Genomic DNA, 17,677 nt, shown 5'->3' on the forward strand with positions numbered 1-17,677 from the left:
GTGACTGCACAGGTCTTCAATACTGCGCGGTTCTTGTGGGAGCTGGCTTGCCGGCGATGGGCTGCAAAGCAGCCCCATTTACACCGATCAGTCAGCCAGACGCCAAGTAGTAGTACCCTTGCTGTCTTCCAGCACCACACCCATGGCGGTCAACTGGTCGCGAATCCGGTCCGACTCGGCCCAGTTCTTGTCCGCACGCGCCTGCAGGCGCGCCTGAATCAGGCTTTCAACCTCGGCCGCATCGACCTTGCCTTCGGCGCCCGCTCGCAGGAAGTCATCGGCTTCCAGCTGCAGCACACCCAGCACATCACCCAGCTCACGCAGGCGACCCGCCAGGCCGGCAGCGGCCTCCGGGTCGCTGTCGCGCAGGCGGTTGATCTCACGCACCAGGTCGAACAGCACGGCGCAGGCTTCGGGAGTACCGAAGTCGTCGTTCATCGCCACGCTGAAGCGCTCGACGAACGCCTCGCCACCCTTGGCTGCCACGCGTGGCAAGCCGCGCAGGGCGTGGTAGAAGCGCTCCAGCGCGCCCTTGGCGTCACGCAGGCTGTCTTCGGAGTAGTTGATCGCGCTGCGGTAGTGGCTGGCCACCAGCAGGTAACGCACCACTTCCGGGTGGTACTTTTCCAGCACGTCACGGATGGTGAAGAAGTTGTTCAACGACTTGGACATCTTCTCGCCATTGATACGGATCATGCCGCAGTGCATCCAGGCGTTGGCGTACTGCTTGCCAGTGGCCGCTTCGCTCTGGGCAATCTCGTTCTCATGGTGCGGGAACTCCAGGTCGCTGCCACCGCCGTGAATGTCGAAGCTCTCGCCCAGGCAGCACGTGGACATCACCGAGCACTCGATGTGCCAGCCCGGACGGCCCGGGCCCCATGGCGACTCCCAGCTCGGCTCGCCCGGCTTCACGCCCTTCCACAGCACGAAGTCCAGCGGGTCTTGCTTGGCTTCGTCAACCTCGATGCGCGCGCCGATGCGCAGGTCTTCGATCTTCTTGCGCGACAGTTTGCCGTAACCGACGAACTTGCCGACGCGGTAGTACACGTCGCCATTGCCTGGGGCGTAGGCGTAACCCTTGTCGATCAGGGTCTGGATCATCGCGTGCATGCCGGCGATGTGGTCGGTGGCACGCGGTTCCTGGTCTGGCGGCAGGATGTTCAGGCGGCGCTCGTCTTCGTGCATCGCATCGATCATGCGGGCGGTCAAGGCGTCGAAGGTTTCGCCGTTCTCGTTGGCCCGGTTGATGATCTTGTCATCGATGTCGGTGATGTTGCGCACGTAGGTCAGGTCGTAGCCGCTCTTGCGCAGCCAGCGGGTGACCAGGTCGAACGCCACCATGCTGCGGCCATGGCCCAGGTGGCAGTAGTCGTACACGGTCATGCCGCACACGTACATGCGCACCTTGTTGCCATCCAGCGGCTTGAAGGTTTCCTTCGCTTTGCTCAGGGTGTTGTAGATGGTAAGCACGGCGTTTCCTCAGCTGCCCCAGGAGTCACGCAGGGTGACAGTGCGGTTGAACACCGGGCGGCCCGGCTGGCTGTCTTTCAGGTCGGCGCAGAAGTAGCCTTCGCGCTCGAACTGGAAGCGGTCCTCGGGCTGGGCCTGGGCCAGCGACGGCTCGGCACGGCAGCCGCTGAGCACTTGCAGCGAATCCGGGTTGATGTTGTCCAGGAAGCTGCCGCCCTCCTCGGTCTTTTCCGGGTTCGGCGAGCGGAACAGACGGTCGTACAGGCGCACTTCGCACTCGACGCTGCCTTCGGCCGGTACCCAGTGGATCACGCCCTTGACCTTGCGGCCTTCAGGGTTTTTGCCCAGGGTGTCCGGGTCGTACGAGCAGCGCAGCTCGACGATGTTGCCGTCGGCGTCCTTGATGGCCTCGTCGGCGCGGATCACGTAGCTGCCACGCAGGCGCACCTCACCGGCCGGTTCCAGGCGCTTGTAGCCCTTTGGCGGCTCTTCCATGAAGTCGTCGCGGTCGATGTACAGCTCACGGGAGAACGGCAGCACGCGCACGCCCATGTCTTCTTTCGGGTGGCGCGGCAGTTCAAGCTGCTCGACCTGGCCTTCCGGGTAGTTGGTGATGACCACTTTCAGCGGGCGCAGCACGCACATGGCACGCGGCGCGGTGCGGTCGAGGTCGTCACGGATGCTGAATTCGAGCATCGACATGTCGACCACGCCGTCGGAACGGTTGGTGCCGATCATTTCGCAGAAGTTGCGGATCGAAGCCGGGGTGTAGCCACGGCGACGGAAGCCGGACAGGGTCGACATGCGCGGGTCGTCCCAGGCTTCGACGTGCTTCTCGTCAACCAGCTGCTTCAGCTTGCGCTTGGACGTGATGGTGTAGTTCAGGTTCAGGCGGCTGAACTCGTACTGACGCGGGTGCGCCGGCACCGGCAGGTTGTCGAGGAACCAGTCGTACAGCGGACGATGCCCTTCGAACTCCAGGGTGCAGATCGAGTGGGTAATGCCCTCGATGGCATCCGACTGGCCGTGGGTAAAGTCGTAGTTGGGGTAGATGCACCACTTGTCACCGGTCTGGTGGTGGTGGGCATGGCGAATGCGGTACAGGATCGGGTCGCGCAGGTTCATGTTTGGCGAAGCCATGTCGATCTTGGCCCGCAGCACGCGCTCGCCGTCCTTGAACTCGCCAGCCTTCATGCGGGCGAACAGGTCGAGGTTGTCTTCCACGCTACGCTCGCGGAACGGGCTGTTCTTGCCCGGTTCCTTGAGGTTGCCGCGGTATTCCTTGGCTTGCTCGGGGGTAAGGTCGCAAACGTAAGCCTTGCCCTGCTTGATCAGCTCGACGGCCCAGTCGTGCAACTGGTCGAAGTAGTCGGAGGCGTAGCGCACGTCGCCCGCCCAATCGAAGCCCAACCACTTCACATCGCTCTGGATGGCGTCGATGTACTCCTGGTCTTCCTTGGCCGGGTTGGTGTCGTCGAAGCGCAGGTGGCAGACGCCGCCGAATTCCTTGGCCAGGCCGAAGTTGACGCAAATCGACTTGGCGTGGCCGATGTGCAGGTAGCCGTTAGGCTCCGGCGGGAAACGGGTGACGATGCTGCTGTGCTTGCCCGAGTCCAGGTCGGCCTGGATGATCGGCCGCAGGAAGTTCGCAGGGACAGCGGGGGCGCCTTTGGCAGCGGCGTTGGGCGCGTTGTCGGCAGTGGGCTTGCTCATAGGATCCTTGAATGCACGTGTCCGGCCTGGGTAGGCCGATTGAATCAAAGGGCCTATCATAGCCGAAGCAGTCAAGCTGCTGACAGTCGGGCCCGGACAAACTGGCGTGATTTATCACGGCTTTTTGCCGCAGCCTGGCAAAATGGCCAGTGCGCGCCATGTGTCGCGATCACCTGATCCTGCGTCAGGTAATAACCCGCGCCCTGCGCACCCTAATTTCTGATTGCCTTGAAAAAGCGAGTTTCAGCATGTCCAAAGTCAAACTGAGCACCAACCACGGCGACATCGTCCTGCAACTGGACGCCGAGAAAGCGCCGCAGACCACCGAAAACTTCGTTCAGTACGTCAAGGACGGCCACTACAATGGCACCGTGTTCCACCGCGTGATCAAGGGCTTCATGATCCAGGGTGGCGGCTTCGATGCCAACATGAGCCAGAAGAAAACCCGCGCCACCATCCAGAACGAAGCCGACAATGGCCTGAAGAACAAGAAGTACAGCATCGCCATGGCCCGTACCATGGAGCCGCACTCTGCCTCGGCGCAGTTCTTCATCAACTCGTCCGACAACGACTTCCTCAACCACAGCGGCAAGAACGTGCAGGGCTGGGGCTACGCCGTGTTCGGCGAAGTGATCGAAGGCCGTGAAATCGTCGACGCCATCGAAAAGGTCGCCACCGGCTCCAAAGCTGGCCACCAGGACGTTCCGAAAGACGACGTGATCATCGAGAAAGCCGAGATCATTGAGTGATCCTGCTGATCTCCGATCTGCATTTGCAAGAAGAACGCCCGGATATTTCCCGGGCGTTTCTTGATCTGCTCGATGGCCGCGCCCGCCACGCCAAGGCGCTGTACATCCTTGGTGATTTTTTCGAAGCGTGGATTGGCGACGATGCCATGACGCCCTTCCAGCAGTCGATCTGCCAGGCCATGCGCCGGCTGAGCGACAGCGGCACGGCCATCTACCTGATGCACGGCAACCGCGACTTCCTGATTGGCCAGGCCTTTTGCGACGCTGCTGGCTGCACGCTGTTGAGTGACCCCAGCGTGATCGAGCTGGGCGGCGAACAGGTGCTGCTGATGCATGGCGACACCCTGTGTACCCGCGACCTGGGCTACATGAAGATGCGCCGCTTGCTGCGCAACCCGCTGAGTTTGTGGATCTTGCGTCACCTGCCGCTGTCGGCCCGCTACAAGCTGGCGCGCAAGCTGCGCAGCGAAAGCCGCACGCAAACGCGGATGAAGTCTACCGAGATTGTCGACGTCACGCCGGAGGAAGTACCCAAGGTGATGGCGGAACATGGCGTGCGCACGCTGGTGCATGGCCATACCCACCGGCCGGCGATACACAAGCTGGTGGTCGATGGGCAGCCGGCACGGCGTATCGTGCTGGGGGACTGGGACCGCCGGGGCTGGGCCTTGCAGGTGGATGAGCAAGGGTTTCAGCTGGCGCCTTTCGAGTTTTCCTGACAGCCCTGTGTCTGTAGCACTGACCCTATCGCCGGCAAGCCAGCTCCCACAAGTCGGCCACAGGATTCAAATCTTGTGGGTGACCTGTGGGAGCTGGCTTGCCGGCGATAGGGCCAGAATGCCTTACTGCTGAGCCACTGCCCCTTTGTCTCGCTCACTGATCACCACTTCCCGATACTCTGGGTCAGCCTTGATCTGCGCCTCGGTAAACGGAATCACCGCCAGCTGCTTGGCGGCGAACGCCTTGGTCTGGTCGCTGGCATGCGCCGAAGCTGCTTCGCTTGACTGGGAAAACGCCAGCAACCCACGAGCCTCTGGCCCCTTGTCGGTAAAGCTGACCAGTTGCAGGTAACTGGTACCGCTCACCACCAGCCGCTTGCCCTGACCGTGCGGCACACTGTACATCGCGTTATACACGCCCAGCGCCTGTGGGCCACCCGGCACCGGCGTGCCATCGAGCGCCTGCTGTACCTGCCCCCAACGCGCCTCACCCGCCACGCCGCTTTCATTCACCTGCTTGAGCGAAGCCAGCGCAGCCTCGTGCACCAGCTTGCTCACGGCCGCTTGCTCTACTGCCAAGCCTCGCGGGGTGTGCTGCGGATCGGCCGGGTTGAAGGCCACCCGCCAGCTTTCCGGGTGTTCGGCCAGGGCATTGAACAGGTTCTGGAAGTGCACCAGGCCAATGCCGCTGTCCAGGTCAGCCTTGCCATTCCAGGCCGCCAGGCTGCTGCAGACGGCTTGCACATCCACGCCTGCGCCCTTGCACCACTGCAGCAGGTCTGGCAGCACCAGGCTGGCCAGGTAAACCTCGTCGTCGGTCACCATGCGCTGCAGGTCATCCACGCCCAGTTTTGCCGTGCCCTGCAGGCGTTGCAGGGCAAAGCGCCCGCGCATGCCCAACGGCTGGTCATTGCGGCTGACCAACGGTGAATAACCGGTCAGCGGCTGGGCCGGGTTGGCCATCCAGGCCGGGTCGTTGGAGTTCTGCACGAAGTCCTCGCGCTCAAGGCTCGGCAGCAGTCGCGCCGGGAAAATACCCGCTTGCGCGGCCTGCGCATCGACCTTCCACTGGCATGCGCTGCGCGAACCATCCAGCACCACCAGGCGCCCCTGCCCTTTCGGGTTACTGCAGGCGTCCAGCAGTGGCTGGTCCACGTAGGGCACCACCGACTGGTTCAGGTACAACGCACGCCCGCCTTGGTCCACCGCCAGGGTATTGACCCATGGGATGCCTTGCAGTTGCTCGACCGAGCCTTTCAACGCGGCCAGGCTGTCGGCACGGTTGATCTGGTACCACTGCTGCAGCACCCGGGTGTTGTCCAGGTTGGCATCACGCAAGCTGTAGGCCGCCTGCGCATCCCAATCCAGGCGCCCAGGCCACTGCACCACCGGGCCGAATTGCGAGCTGTAGACCTGCCGTTCCACCTGGCTCACGCTACCATCCTCGGCCTTGACCGCAACACTGACGGTTTGCCTCGCCAGTGGCAGCGACTTGCCATCGAGCAGGTAACGGGTCGGGTCTTTGGGATCGAGCTGCAAACGGTACAAGGTGAAGTGATTCGACGTATCGACGGTGTGCGTCCAGGCCAGGTGCCGGTTGAACCCGATGTTGACGACCGGCAGGCCGGGCAATGCGGCGCCCATGACATCAAGCTGGCCGGGGATGGTCAGCTGCATCTGGTAAAAGCGCATGCCGCCCATCCACGGGAAGTGCGGGTTGGCCAACAGCAAGCCACGGCCATTGGCCGAACGCTGCGCGCCTACGGCCACCGCGTTGCTGCCGCGCTCCGTGGCAAAGCGCTCTTGCCTTGCCAGTGCGGCGCCGAAGCCAGCCGATGCCTGCTGGCTGGTCTGTGCAGGAGGTTGCGCCCCCGCCAGCGCCTCGACGAACTGCCCGACACCGCCTTCGGCCAGCAGCCGGCGGGTCAGCTTGACCAGGTCCTCGCTACTGATGGGCCGCACCCACTCGCCATTGCCGCACTCGGCAGGCAAGCCTTGCCTGCGACGCTCAGCCAACGCCCGGTTGTAGCCGGTGGCATAGCCCTCCAGCAGCGCTTTCACCGGCGCGGGCTGCGCCTGCAAGTACGCGCTGACCGCCGCCGGGCTGTTGAGCCAGGTGAAGAACAGGTCACTGGCCAGGTTGTCACGCTGTTCCAGGGTCTTGCCTTTGGCACCGAAATGGCGTGACCGCTCGCCGCTTACAGTCAGCACCTCGTTGGCCAGTAGGCACAAGTTGTCCTGCGCATAGGCGTAGCCGACACCATAGCCCAGGCCACGCTCATCCTTGGCCACGATATGCGGCACCCCGTAACTGGTGCGTCGGATCTGCGCACTGGCATCAAGGTCGGGCTGCGCCAGAACGGTAACGCTGAAGGCCACCAGCGCGGCGGCCAGGCCAGCGCAAGTCATGGGACGGGAAAGTGGAAACACGGGCACTCCTCGGGTTCGGGGGTCATCCCGATCAGACGAATGGCCAGATGAAAATTTTACGTATTACAAGGCGGTGGAACGTCTTGATGAGAAAGAGGCATTTTTTTCACGAGTGGGTTGCAGTTTTTGCGTTCTCATTCGTCCTAGTAAGTGAGGCAACCACATTTCGGGTTCGTCCACGAAAAGGAGCATTCACATGTACAACCCGCAACCCTCGATCCAGGCTGGGCGCGTCCCAGGCAAAGCGCCCAAGGGACAGGGCATTTTTGCCGAGGAACGCACCGGCAACGAACAGATCCGCGAACTGCTGCGCACCTTTGGCCTGCGTACCAGCCTGATTCGCCTCAAGGTGATCGACGCCTTGCACGCCGCCGACCGCAACGGCCGCAGCATTGGCGTGCGCGGTGTGCACGCCCAACTGGAACAGCTGGATATCCCGCTGTCGTTTCTCAGTGTGCGCGAAGTGCTCAAGCGCCTGTGCGCCGAAGGCGTCATTCAGCTGGGAAGCGACAAGTGCTACAGCCTGAACCCTCAGGCCCGCGCCGTGCTGGAGCAAACACCGCTGCGCTGAGCGTATGGCCGGCCAGACCTGGCCGGCCCGCACAGGTCAGGGCTTGACCTTGCGCCGCAGGATGCCATTGATCACCACGACCACCACCGCAATGGCAATGGCCAGCATCTGGAAGGTCTGCTCACTGATCGTGCCCTGCTTCTGCAGGTGGGACAGGCCCAGCATCAGGCCCAGTACAACCAGGATGATCAAAAGGGAATATTTCAGGCGCTGCACGTGTGTCATCGAAGGTTCCTTGCAACATCAGGGGCAAAAGGCTCGCAACGAGCCGCGGCCATGATACAACGGCCACCGCCCCCGGCGCTGCATTTCCTGCTGGGTGGGGCGGGATCAGCCTGAAACCATGAGACTCCCAAGCACCCAAGCCGGAGTCACCATGTACAAACCCCTGCTGTTCACTTCGCTGTTTCTGGCCCCTTTTTCCCTTCATGCACTGGACACCTGGCAGACACCCCCCGAGCACCTGCTCGAACTGGGGCGCGAGCTGGCTGCCCATGCCGGCAGCAGTCAATGGCAACAACTGTGGCAACGCGTGCGTCAGGCCGGGTACCTGCAGGCCAATGCGGCGCCGGTCCATTTCAGTGTGCCTGCGGCCCGGCTACCCGACCTGGCCCGGCAAACCCTGACCCAGGCCGATCAGGTGCATGCTCAGCGCCAGACCCAGGCCCTGTACCGCCGCCACTTTGCGGGCCAGGTCATCGGCCAGCGCAACGGCCAGCCCCTGCATGCGCTGTGCCTGCTGGTTGACTGGCGCACATTGCCCCAGGACATGCGCGCCACCCCTCAGGCCTATCTGAGCAGCGCCAGCTTGCTGAACAGCTATCCGTGCGAGTGAAGGTTACCGGACCCATCCGCAACAATCGGCGTGATCAGATGAGAAATCACCAGTCCCCGCCAAATGTCGATGCCATTTCCTACAGCACCGGATATCGCTGCCTGCAAAACCTGTTCACCGAAGCTACAACTCCCAACCCATATGCCGCCTAGCGACGCGCCTTGGCAGTCGCACAGAATTTGCTCACACCTTCGACATACCGCCGCGGGTGATCGGGTCGCACATCCCACCCATCCCGAAGGAGCGCCATATGCAAACGCCAGACTTGAGCCAGATCGATATCAGCCAACTGCCCCACTCGCTACAGGCCCTGATCGACTGCATCGGCATCGAAAACGCCTACCAGCTGACCTGCGCCTTTGGTGGCAGGCCCAAGTACATCCCCAAGCACCGCGAGCGTACCAAGCTTGCCGACGTGCTGCCGGCCGATGCGCTCGATGCGCTGATCAAGCGCTTTGCCGGGGTCGCCCTGGAGATCCCCAAGGCTGACCACTTCCTGCGCCAGCTGCGCAACCAGCAGATCCAGAAGGAAAGCGCCAACGGCCTGTCCCGCAGCCTGTTGGCCAACAAATACGGCCTGAGCCTGCGCCAGATCGGCAACATTCGGCGCCAGGAGCCTTGCGCTCGCTGACGCCACTGCACCGTGGCCGCCATTGGCGGCTTCCTTACCCCACTAGAAAGAGCATCCCGATATGTCGATAGACAACAGCCTTATTGGCTCGGTCATCAACGCCCTGCCGATGGACCGCATGATCGCCGGCCCCCTGCAGGCCATGGTCCAGGCGCAGGTAACCGCCAGCAAATCGTACGCCGACTTCCTGATGCAGGTATGCGTCCAGGATGGCAAGGCGGTCGCCATCCAGTTCGACTACGACGAAACCATCGTCGATGAACAGGGCGAATACAAAGGCGTGGTCAGCAAGACCATGAAAGTGCCGCTGCTGGCTGCCATTACGCACCCGAACATCTCGATTGAAGAGGGCAATGTAGAGTTCGAACTGGTGATCAACCAGATGTCGGAGGATACATCCAGCAAGGACATGAACGCAGAAGCGACCGGCTCACTGGGCTGGGGGCCGTTCAAGCTGAACGTGAAAGGCAGCGTCAGCCACAAGTCCACGCAAACCCGCAAGACGGATACACGCGCCCGCTATGCCTTCAACACCACCCTGAAGCGCCAGGAACCGCCCGAAGCGATGATGAGGGTGATCGAGTTCCTGACGGACGCCGCGACCAAGCCAACCGTTGTCAGAACCGCCGAACTGGAAAGCCCGGACGAGATTTCCCAGGCCGATACCCTGAAAGGGCCAAAACCGGAAGGCCCACCGGCGCCGTGAGACGTTTGAGTGCCCCCATCAACCCCTCCTGCCCGCAACGGGAGGGGCACCACCTGGCTTGAGGAGTCGAATCGTTGCAAAAGCCCCCCGCCCCCATGACCTCCATCGACCTGCGCGAAATCACCCGTGGCCTGCAAGAAGCCGCCAGCGCCACCAACAGCTTGATTGCACAGCAGTACATCAACCTGTTCGACCAGTTTTTCGAGTGCGACACTGAGGCGTTGGGCGCCCCCATGAAGGCCAAGATGGTCGAAGTGGCAATGGACGGCCAGCACATCATGCGCGTTCCCCTGTTTGCTTTGGTGTCGCCCAAAGGCCTGGCCCTGGAGCGCATGCAGGTCGACTTGTCGGTGCGGGTCAAAGGTACTGAAGCGCAGCAGGCCCTGCTGACGGCAAGCGAGAGCAAGGCCGCCAGCTTCAAGGTCACCATCGGCGGCCAGGGCCGTCAGGGTGACAGCCGTGACCCTGACGAAGTGCAGATACGCATGCAGTTCCAGGCCAGCGAACCACCCGAGGCCCTGAACCGGCTGATCGAGGAATACACCAGCCTGATTGTCCCGGTACGTGCTCCCGCAGCACCGCCCTCGCCCGACACCAATGAGTTCATCGAGGCAGCCACCGTCCGCTGACGGCCGCCCCGTCCTCCTTCAGAAGTCGCGCTTGTAGAAGATGTCCAGAGAACTGGCCAACCCGCTGGCGGCTTCCAGGTACACCTTTTTGCTCAGTTTGTAGCGCAACGCAATGGTGTTGGCAGGCTCGAACACGCCTACGCCGTAACGCAGGCTCAACTTCTCGGTCAGGTTGCCGCTGGCGACCACGCTGGTTGTGTTGCCAGAACCCTCGGTATCCAGCTGGAAGTCGTCAATCCCAAGGCTCGAAGCCAGGCTGCCGGTAATCCCGGCGCTACCGGCCAGGCCCAGGCCCAAGGCCGCTTCGGCGAGCATGTTGTTGTCTTCACCGGACGTGCCCAGCGGCCGCCCCAACACCAGGTACGACAGTGCTTGCTCCTGGCTCATGGCCGGTTCCGAGAACACTTTGGTGGTCGGCTGCTCGGCACTGCCGCTCAGGCGGATACCGGCAATTACATCGTCAACCTTGCGAATGGCTTCGATATCCAGATACGGCTGGTCAATCGGGCCGGCGAACAACAGCCGCGCCCGGCGGATGGTCAAGCGCTGGCCGTAGGCACGGTAGCGTCCGTCTGCCAGGCTCAGTTCACCACGGGTGTCGAGGTTATCGCCGATGTGTACATGGCCAAGCAGGTTGGCGGTGAGGCCAAAGCCGCTGAACGACAGCTTGTCGCGACCCACTTCGACGTCAATGTCCATGGCCATCGCCATGGGCGGTTTGCCCTCTTCTGTCTGGTGGCCGACGATAACCGTGTCATCCGACACTTTGACGGTGGACGGGGGCAACTCGCGAACAGTGATCTTGCCCTTGGGCACCTGTACCTTGCCGGTAACCGCCAGCTTGTCGTCGATCAGGCGCAGGGTCAGGTCCGGGGCAACTTCCAGCGTGGCATAAGGCTCGACCGTGACCGGCAGTTGCTGGCCTTGCAAGCGCACGTCCATGCCCAGTGCCTGGCCCCAGGTGAGGTTGCCGCTCACCTGGCCACGCCCGGCCTCGCCACTGCGCCAGTTGCCGTCAAGCTGCACGTGCTCGCCGGAAATCAGCGCCTGCAATGACAGGTCCTGAAGGCTGGCCGGCAGTTCGGCGCCGCTGACTTCGCCACCACTGAGCATCAGGTCGCCGTTGACCTGCGGCGCCAGCAACGTACCGGAAAGCCGGCCACTGCCATTGAGCTGCCCGGCCAGCCGCTCGACCATCGGCACGAACGGACGGGCTACCGACAGGTCCAGCCCGGCCAGGCGGAAATCACCCGACAACGGCTTGTTTTTGCCCAGCGGGTCGAGCCGGGCCGTGAGGTTCAACTCACCCAGGCGCTCGCCGCGAAACGCCAGGCGCGTATCGATGCGCCGCGGTGCCAGTGTGCTGTCCAGGCGCAGGGCCTGGTAAGGGAAGTCGATCCAGCGACCCTTGTCCTTCACACGCAGGGTGCCGCCACTGGCATCGACCACGACCGTACCCTTGGGGCCACTGGCCGGGATGTCCAGGTTGATATCAGCATTGAGCAGGCCTTGCCAGGCGAAGTCCTTCGGCAGCCATTGGGCCAGGCTGTCCAGCGGGAACTGCTTGAGGTGGTAGCGCAGACGCGGCTCGGGGGCCAGGCGCTGGTCATCACCACACAGGCTGGCCTGGCCGGAGCGCCAGCAATGGGCACCGAAATCCAGCTGCCCACTGGCCAGGCGCTGAAGCCGTGCTGGCGCCTGCAACTGCCAGTCCTGGCCACCGGCCTGAATACGCCCACTGGCCAGGCGCCCTCGCCAGTCACCCTTGCTCAACTGGCCATCCAGCCCAAGGTCGAGCTTGAGTTGCGGGCCGTCCAGCGCCAGGGTCAAGGCTTGCTGGCGAATGTCACCTTTGCCGTTGGCCTGCAGCGTGCCCAAGGCGGTGTCGCCAAGCTGGATGCCTGTGGCCTTGAGTTCGATTACACCGCGCTGGGCGTTGTCCAGCCGGGCCTCCAGGCCCAGCTGCTGCAGGCGGTTTTCGGCCTGGGCCAACCGTTGGCCCTGCAGGGTCAGCGTACCTTGCGGGGCCTGCAAGGTGCCGGCGAGGTCCAGCCGGCCCTTGACCTGGCCTTGCAGCCTCGGCCACAACTGGCCCAGGCGCGGCAAATCGAGGTCGATTCGCCCGGCCAGGCGCTGCTGCAGGCTGCCACTGCCGTTGATGCGGTTGTCACCTAGCTGGATAGCCAGTGCACCGAGCGTCCAGCTCTGCCCTGCCCCCTGCGCCTCGGCCTTGAGCACTGCCGGCTGGCCACGCAGACGGCCTTTCAGGTCAAGTTGCGCATCAAGGGTGAGCGCCTCGCCTTTCAGCTCGCCTTTGCTGCGCAGCGGCCCTGCCAGCGTGCCCGGCAGTTCGGCCAGCCAATAAGCAGGGTCGAGCGCCGAAAGCTGCAAGTCGACATCCCAGGCCAGCGTGTCGGCAAAGCGCACAGCGACGCTCCCGGCGGCCTTGCCCTGCCCGGCGGTCAGCGCCAACTGCGGCAGCTTCACCTGGCTCAGGTCGCCTTCGAACGGGCTGGCCAAACTGAATGCACCCGCTGGGCCGTCAAGGTCGCCCTTGAAGGTACCCTGATAGTTGCCATCGCGATAATGCACCTGGGTATTGAAGGCCTTGAGGGTAACCTGGGGCGGCGTCTCCAATGGGTACAGGCGCAACCACGGGAAGTCCTGCCAGTCCAGTTGCGCATCGGCGCTCAGGCCTTTTTGCCAGTCGGCCGTGGCTTGCAGCTTGACCCGTTGGGTGTCGCTGGCGGTCAGGTCCAGGGCATCGAGCCTGGCGCCTTTACTGTCGACCAGGCCGGACAAGGCCAAGGCGATCGGCGACTGTTCAGCCGGCAGGCTGGCCGTACCCGACAGCTGATAACCCTTGAGCAAGTCGCCTTTGGCATCGAGCTTGAGCTGGTTCAACTGCAAAGTGTCAGGCAATGCGCCCGCCGGTTTGAATGCCTCGGAACGGATCTGCAAGGTTGCGGGCAGGTGCTCGGCCAACGCCTGCAACTGCCCGTTCAACGTGGCGTCGAGGTAACCGCTGCTGGTGCCTGCCAGCTTCAGGGTCTTTTGCAAATCACCCGTGGCGGTCAGCGCCAGCTGCCAGGGTTTGCCCTCCACTGCCGGTAATTGCAGCTGTGCCTGCAGTTGCAGCGGCCAGTCACCCTCGGGCTGCAGGTCACCCTGCAGGGCCAGTTTCAGGTCATCGCGCTGCAGGTGCAGGCTGTCGATGCGCATGCCGGTGCTGGTCCAGTGTGCCGCCAGTTGCAAGTCGCCCAGCAGGTCACTGCCGTCCAGCCGCAGTTGGCCGACCTTGACCTCACCCAGTTCGATGGCCAGCGGCAAGCGCAGCGCAGGCAGCTGCAGCGGGCCGCTGTCGGCCGGCTCGGCACTGGGCGCGAAGGCCATGTCGATGCGCTGCGCCTGCAACTGGTCAATGCACAGGGTGGAACGCATCAGGCATGCAGGCGACCAGGCCAGAAGCGGTGCCTGCACCTCTACTGTGCTGCCACCATCGGCCCAGCGCAGCATGCTGGCCTGCCAACTGCCCGCCAGGCGCCCCTGAAAATCGGTTACTTCAAGCCCGGGCACCTTGCCCAGTGCCCAGCGGCTGCCAGCCTCGGTGCCCACCAGCAGGCCCAGCGCCAGGCCCAGGCTCACGACGACCCCGAACAGGCCCAGCAAAATGTATTTGGTCACACGTTTCAAAGCTCAGGCCCCATGGAAAAGTGCAGGCGAATGCCCCCTTCGTCATCCAGCGCCTTGGCCAGGTCCAGGCGCAGCGGCCCGACCGGCGACACCCAGCGCACACCAAAGCCCACCCCGGTCTTGAGGCTGGGCAGCTCCAGGTTGTTGAACGAGTTGCCTTGGTCGACGAACGTTGCAAGCCGCCACTTCTCGGTCAGCGAATACTGGTACTCGACACTGCCGGCCACCAGGTAGCGCCCGCCAATACGGTCACCGTCGCTGTTCTTGGGCGACAGGGTCTGGTAATCGTAGCCACGCACGCTCTGGTCACCACCGGCGAAGAAGCGCAACGACGGCGGGATGTTGTTCTTGAAGCCATTGGTCGCACTGCCGCCGAACTGTACGCGGCCGAGCAAGCGGTGGTTGTGGCCGAGCGTGGTCAGGCCCTTGAGCAGCACGTTGCCATGCAACAGGTTGGTGTCGGAAACCAGCCCTTCCTTGGCCCCCTGTACATCGAACTGCAGGCGGTAGCCGTTATGCGGGTCGATACGGTTGTCACTGCGCAGGAAGGAATAGCTGACGCCCGGCATGAGCAAGTTGCTCAGCCCGGAGTCGTCACCCAGGCGATACTCCTCGCGCTGGTACTTGAGCGATATCACCCGCTGCCAGCCACTGGGCAGCTTGCTGTGCCACTCGGGGCCGACCGTCAACAGTTTGCTGAGGGTGTCGGTACCGGCAAGTTCCTCGTTCTGGTAGCCACCGGCGAAGCGCAGCTTGTCGGTCAGCGGCGGGTCGAGGGGAATGTCGTACCACAGGCCGACGTTCTGCCGCGGCGCCGACAATTCGGTTTCCCAGCCGTAGCTGTGGCCCTGTGGGTTAACCCAGTGGCGAGTCCAGTTGGCCTTGCCACGTGGCCCGACGTCGGTCGAGAAGCCCAAGCCCAGGCCCATGGTGCGAGGTTTGCGGGTTTCCAGGCGCACATCCACAGGGACTTCTTCGCCCGCCGCGGCGGTGGGTGCTGCATCCACGCGCACACCTTCAAAATAGCCGCTCGACTGCAAGTCATTGTTCAGTTCGGCGATCAGTTCAGAATCGTAGGGAGTCCCCGGTTTGAACGACACCATGCGGTGCAGCAGGTCGTCGTCCAGTGGCGTATCGCCACCGAAGGTGACGGCACCCAGGCGATAACGCGGGCCACTTTGGTAGACCAGTTCGATATCGGCCACGCCGGCCTGCGGGTCGACCGCCAGGCGCTGGCGGGTAAAGCGGCCGCTGAAGAAGCCGTAGCGTGATGCCTGGTTCTGGATCAGGCGCTTGGTATCCTCGTAATGGCCATGGTTAAGTTGTTCCCCGGCACGCAACGCCTTGCTGTCGGGAACGCGGAAGGCCTTCATTTCGCTGGCCGGACCGTCGATGCGCACGGTCACGTTACGCAGGCGAATCGGCTCGCCGGGGTTAATGCGGATGATCAGTTGCGGGGAATGGTCAGCGTCACTGACGGGCTTGACCTCGGTATCGATTTGCGCCTGATAGTAGCCAAGTGCCTGCGCCGCTTTGCGCGCCTGCTCCTCTGCCCCGCGACTGAAGCGCAAAAGCGCTTCTTCATCGCGGTCACCCAAAGTGCCTATATAGCCTTCGACATTGGCCTTGAGCGCCTTGTTGGCCGGTTTTACCTTCACCAGCAACTCGCTCTGGCCCCATGCTGCGAAACTGGCGGCCCAGAAAACCAGGCCCCAGGTCAATCTTCCTGAATACGTCATGCGGCGAATGCTACCAGAGCCAGGCGCTCAAGGGAGCCGCCTGGCAGCCTGTTCAGGCAAAAGCGGAATTTGAAGAGACCGGATTCGGATGGAAGAACACCCTTTCCCGGATGGGTCCTACAGCCACCTCGCCAATTTCCTCATAACCCTGACGCTGGTAAAAGGCCAGGTAATGCTCGTTTCCGGTGTCCAGCACCACACCCTGGGTACCAGGGTCGTCCGCGCACCAGTCGTGCACCGCTTGTAACAATTGCTCACCGTAATGCTTGCCCTGAAACTGCGGGTGTACGCCCAGCAACGGCAGTACATGCACTTGGTCGGTGGGCAGGCAGGTAGCCAGCGCGGCCTGGTAGTCCATGTAGCGCCGCGTGCAGCGCGGGCCCGTACCCAGGATCATGCGCAGGCGCCAGGCCCAGCTGTCGGCCACGCCCAGCCGGCGCAGCGGCGGCACGATCAGTGCCAGGGCGATCAGGCGGTCCTCCACCAGCAGGCCGATGGCAGGCAGCTGCAGGTAGAAATGCTGGCGCACCCATTCGCGCACCATCACCCGCAGGCGCCGCTCATACCCTGGGCGCTGGGCCTCGAAAATATAGGCAAAGGTGGGTTCATGGCGGTAGGCGTTATACAGCAGCGAACGCGCCTCGCGGCTGTAACCATCATCGAGCAGGCAGACACGGGCCGGGGCGGCGTTGGTATCGGGCATTGCGGGCAGACCTCCTGGAATGGGCGTACAGTGCCTTGGAGGTGCCCCAGCGCGCTTCGTTCACCCCCAACAGCACGTTAGCAGCAGGTTCGCCTGGCCGCCACGCTGGTGATGACGGGCGATGTCGGCTAGCATCGCGCCTTTTACCGGGATTATCTTTCCATGAAGATCGTCTGTTTCAACATCAACGGCCTGCGGGCCCGCCCGCACCAGCTGGCGGCGCTGATCGAAAAGCACCAGCCGGACGTGATCGGCCTGCAGGAAACCAAGGTCAGCGACGATCAGTTCCCGCTGGCCGACGTGCAGGCACTGGGTTACCACGTGCACTACCACGGCCAGAAAGGCCACTACGGCGTGGCCCTGCTGTCGCGCCAGGCGCCGCTTAGCGTGCACAAAGGCTTTGCAACCGATGAAGAAGACGCCCAGCGCCGCTTTATCTGGGGCACCTTCGCCGATGCCGATGGCAACCCGATCACCATCATGAACGGCTATTTCCCCCAAGGCGAAAGCCGCGACCACCCCACCAAGTTCCCGGCCAAGCAGCGCTTCTACAGCGACCTGCAGGCATTGCTGGAGGGCCAGTTCCGCAACGACCAGCCACTGCTGGTGATGGGCGACATGAACATTTCGCCGCAGGACTGCGATATCGGCATCGGCCCGGACAACGCCAAGCGCTGGCTGAAGACCGGCAAGTGCAGCTTCCTGCCGGAAGAGCGTGAGTGGATGGAGCGGTTGAAAGGCTGGGGGCTGGTCGACAGTTTCCGCCACCTTTACCCGGATGTCACCGACCGCTTCAGCTGGTTCGACTACCGCAGCCGTGGTTTCGAGGACGATCCCAAGCGTGGGCTGCGCATCGACCTGATCATGGCCTCGCAGCAGCTGGTGCCACGGATCAAGGCAGCGGGCGTGGACTATGAACTGCGCGGGATGGAAAAGCCGTCGGACCATGCACCGATATGGTTGGAGTTGAACTGACCTAAAAGGCAGCACTGGGGCTGCTTTGCAGCCCATCGCCGGCAAGCCAGCTCCCACAGGTAATGCGTTAATCTCAAGAGCTACGCGGTCCCTGTGGGAGCTGGCTTGCCGGCG

General features: G+C 63.1%; 15 protein-coding genes. 8 read left to right on the top strand and 7 right to left on the bottom strand.

Going from position 1 to position 17,677, the window contains the following annotated elements; translation table 11 throughout:
• Window positions 1-87 precede the first annotated feature (87 nt).
• Window positions 88-1,470, bottom strand: a complete 1,383-nt coding sequence (gene cysS / locus A0O30_RS19925; protein WP_060499013.1) for a cysteine--tRNA ligase — start codon at window positions 1,468-1,470, stop codon at window positions 88-90.
• 9 nt (window positions 1,471-1,479) lie between these two features.
• Window positions 1,480-3,183: a glutamine--tRNA ligase/YqeY domain fusion protein gene (locus A0O30_RS19930; RefSeq protein ID WP_105947678.1), complete on the bottom strand. Its 1,704-nt coding sequence runs from the start codon at window positions 3,181-3,183 to the stop codon at window positions 1,480-1,482.
• Window positions 3,184-3,431: 248 nt separating this feature from the next.
• Here A0O30_RS19930 and A0O30_RS19935 point away from each other — a divergent pair, with 248 nt between their 5' ends.
• Window positions 3,432-3,932 carry a peptidylprolyl isomerase gene (locus A0O30_RS19935; RefSeq protein WP_060499011.1) on the top strand — a complete coding sequence of 167 codons (501 nt, stop codon included), beginning with the start codon at window positions 3,432-3,434 and terminating at the stop codon, window positions 3,930-3,932.
• Entirely contained in the window at window positions 3,929-4,651 is a 723-nt protein-coding gene (locus A0O30_RS19940; protein WP_105947679.1) for a UDP-2,3-diacylglucosamine diphosphatase, read from the top strand. The genes A0O30_RS19935 and A0O30_RS19940 overlap by 4 nt, the downstream gene beginning before the upstream one ends.
• A 123-nt stretch (window positions 4,652-4,774) precedes the next feature.
• Here the strand turns inward: A0O30_RS19940 and A0O30_RS19945 are convergent, their stop codons facing one another.
• Window positions 4,775-7,081: an acylase gene (locus A0O30_RS19945; protein ID WP_105947680.1), complete on the bottom strand. Its 2,307-nt coding sequence runs from the start codon at window positions 7,079-7,081 to the stop codon at window positions 4,775-4,777.
• A 196-nt stretch (window positions 7,082-7,277) separates the two neighbouring features.
• Here A0O30_RS19945 and A0O30_RS19950 point away from each other — a divergent pair, with 196 nt between their 5' ends.
• Entirely contained in the window at window positions 7,278-7,652 is a 375-nt protein-coding gene (locus A0O30_RS19950) for a fe2+ zn2+ uptake regulation protein (RefSeq protein ID WP_016714110.1), read from the top strand.
• A 36-nt stretch (window positions 7,653-7,688) separates the two neighbouring features.
• Here A0O30_RS19950 and A0O30_RS19955 read toward each other — a convergent pair whose 3' ends face one another.
• Window positions 7,689-7,877 (bottom strand): hypothetical protein, encoded by a 189-nt coding sequence (locus A0O30_RS19955; protein ID WP_003248064.1) that lies wholly within the window; start codon window positions 7,875-7,877, stop codon window positions 7,689-7,691.
• 151 nt (window positions 7,878-8,028) lie between these two features.
• Here A0O30_RS19955 and A0O30_RS19960 point away from each other — a divergent pair, with 151 nt between their 5' ends.
• From A0O30_RS19960 to A0O30_RS19975, 4 genes are all read left to right on the top strand, one after another.
• Window positions 8,029-8,487: a hypothetical protein gene (locus A0O30_RS19960; protein WP_105947681.1), complete on the top strand. Its 459-nt coding sequence runs from the start codon at window positions 8,029-8,031 to the stop codon at window positions 8,485-8,487.
• Between the two features lie 250 nt (window positions 8,488-8,737).
• On the top strand, window positions 8,738-9,118 hold the full coding sequence (locus A0O30_RS19965; RefSeq protein WP_019097046.1) for a Mor transcription activator family protein: 381 nt from the start codon (window positions 8,738-8,740) through the stop codon (window positions 9,116-9,118).
• Between the two features lie 61 nt (window positions 9,119-9,179).
• A complete protein-coding gene (locus A0O30_RS19970) occupies window positions 9,180-9,824 on the top strand; it encodes a DUF2589 domain-containing protein (protein WP_105947682.1) in 645 nt (214 codons plus the stop codon).
• Between the two features lie 74 nt (window positions 9,825-9,898).
• The gene (locus A0O30_RS19975; RefSeq protein WP_105947683.1) at window positions 9,899-10,453 is read left to right on the top strand and encodes a DUF2589 domain-containing protein; all 555 of its coding nucleotides are present in this window, start codon (window positions 9,899-9,901) and stop codon (window positions 10,451-10,453) included.
• Window positions 10,454-10,471: 18 nt separating this feature from the next.
• On the opposite strand, the gene A0O30_RS19980 is transcribed toward A0O30_RS19975, so the two are convergent.
• From A0O30_RS19980 to A0O30_RS19990, 3 genes are read right to left on the bottom strand one after another with little or no spacing between them, the layout of a single operon-like run.
• On the bottom strand, window positions 10,472-14,146 hold the full coding sequence (locus A0O30_RS19980) for a translocation/assembly module TamB domain-containing protein (RefSeq protein ID WP_105947684.1): 3,675 nt from the start codon (window positions 14,144-14,146) through the stop codon (window positions 10,472-10,474).
• Window positions 14,143-15,885: an autotransporter assembly complex family protein gene (locus A0O30_RS19985; protein ID WP_105947685.1), complete on the bottom strand. Its 1,743-nt coding sequence runs from the start codon at window positions 15,883-15,885 to the stop codon at window positions 14,143-14,145. The genes A0O30_RS19980 and A0O30_RS19985 overlap by 4 nt, the downstream gene beginning before the upstream one ends.
• 52 nt (window positions 15,886-15,937) lie before the next feature.
• Window positions 15,938-16,588, bottom strand: a complete 651-nt coding sequence (locus A0O30_RS19990) for an N-acetyltransferase (RefSeq protein ID WP_019097051.1) — start codon at window positions 16,586-16,588, stop codon at window positions 15,938-15,940.
• A 162-nt stretch (window positions 16,589-16,750) separates the two neighbouring features.
• Here A0O30_RS19990 and xthA point away from each other — a divergent pair, with 162 nt between their 5' ends.
• Window positions 16,751-17,563, top strand: coding sequence for an exodeoxyribonuclease III (gene xthA / locus A0O30_RS19995; RefSeq protein ID WP_105947686.1), 813 nt, complete (start codon window positions 16,751-16,753; stop codon window positions 17,561-17,563).
• Window positions 17,564-17,677: the final 114 nt, after the last annotated feature.

Origin of the sequence: Pseudomonas sp. LLC-1 (assembly GCF_002992185.1) — a bacterium.
GTDB classification, from domain to species: domain Bacteria; phylum Pseudomonadota; class Gammaproteobacteria; order Pseudomonadales; family Pseudomonadaceae; genus Aquipseudomonas; species Aquipseudomonas monteilii.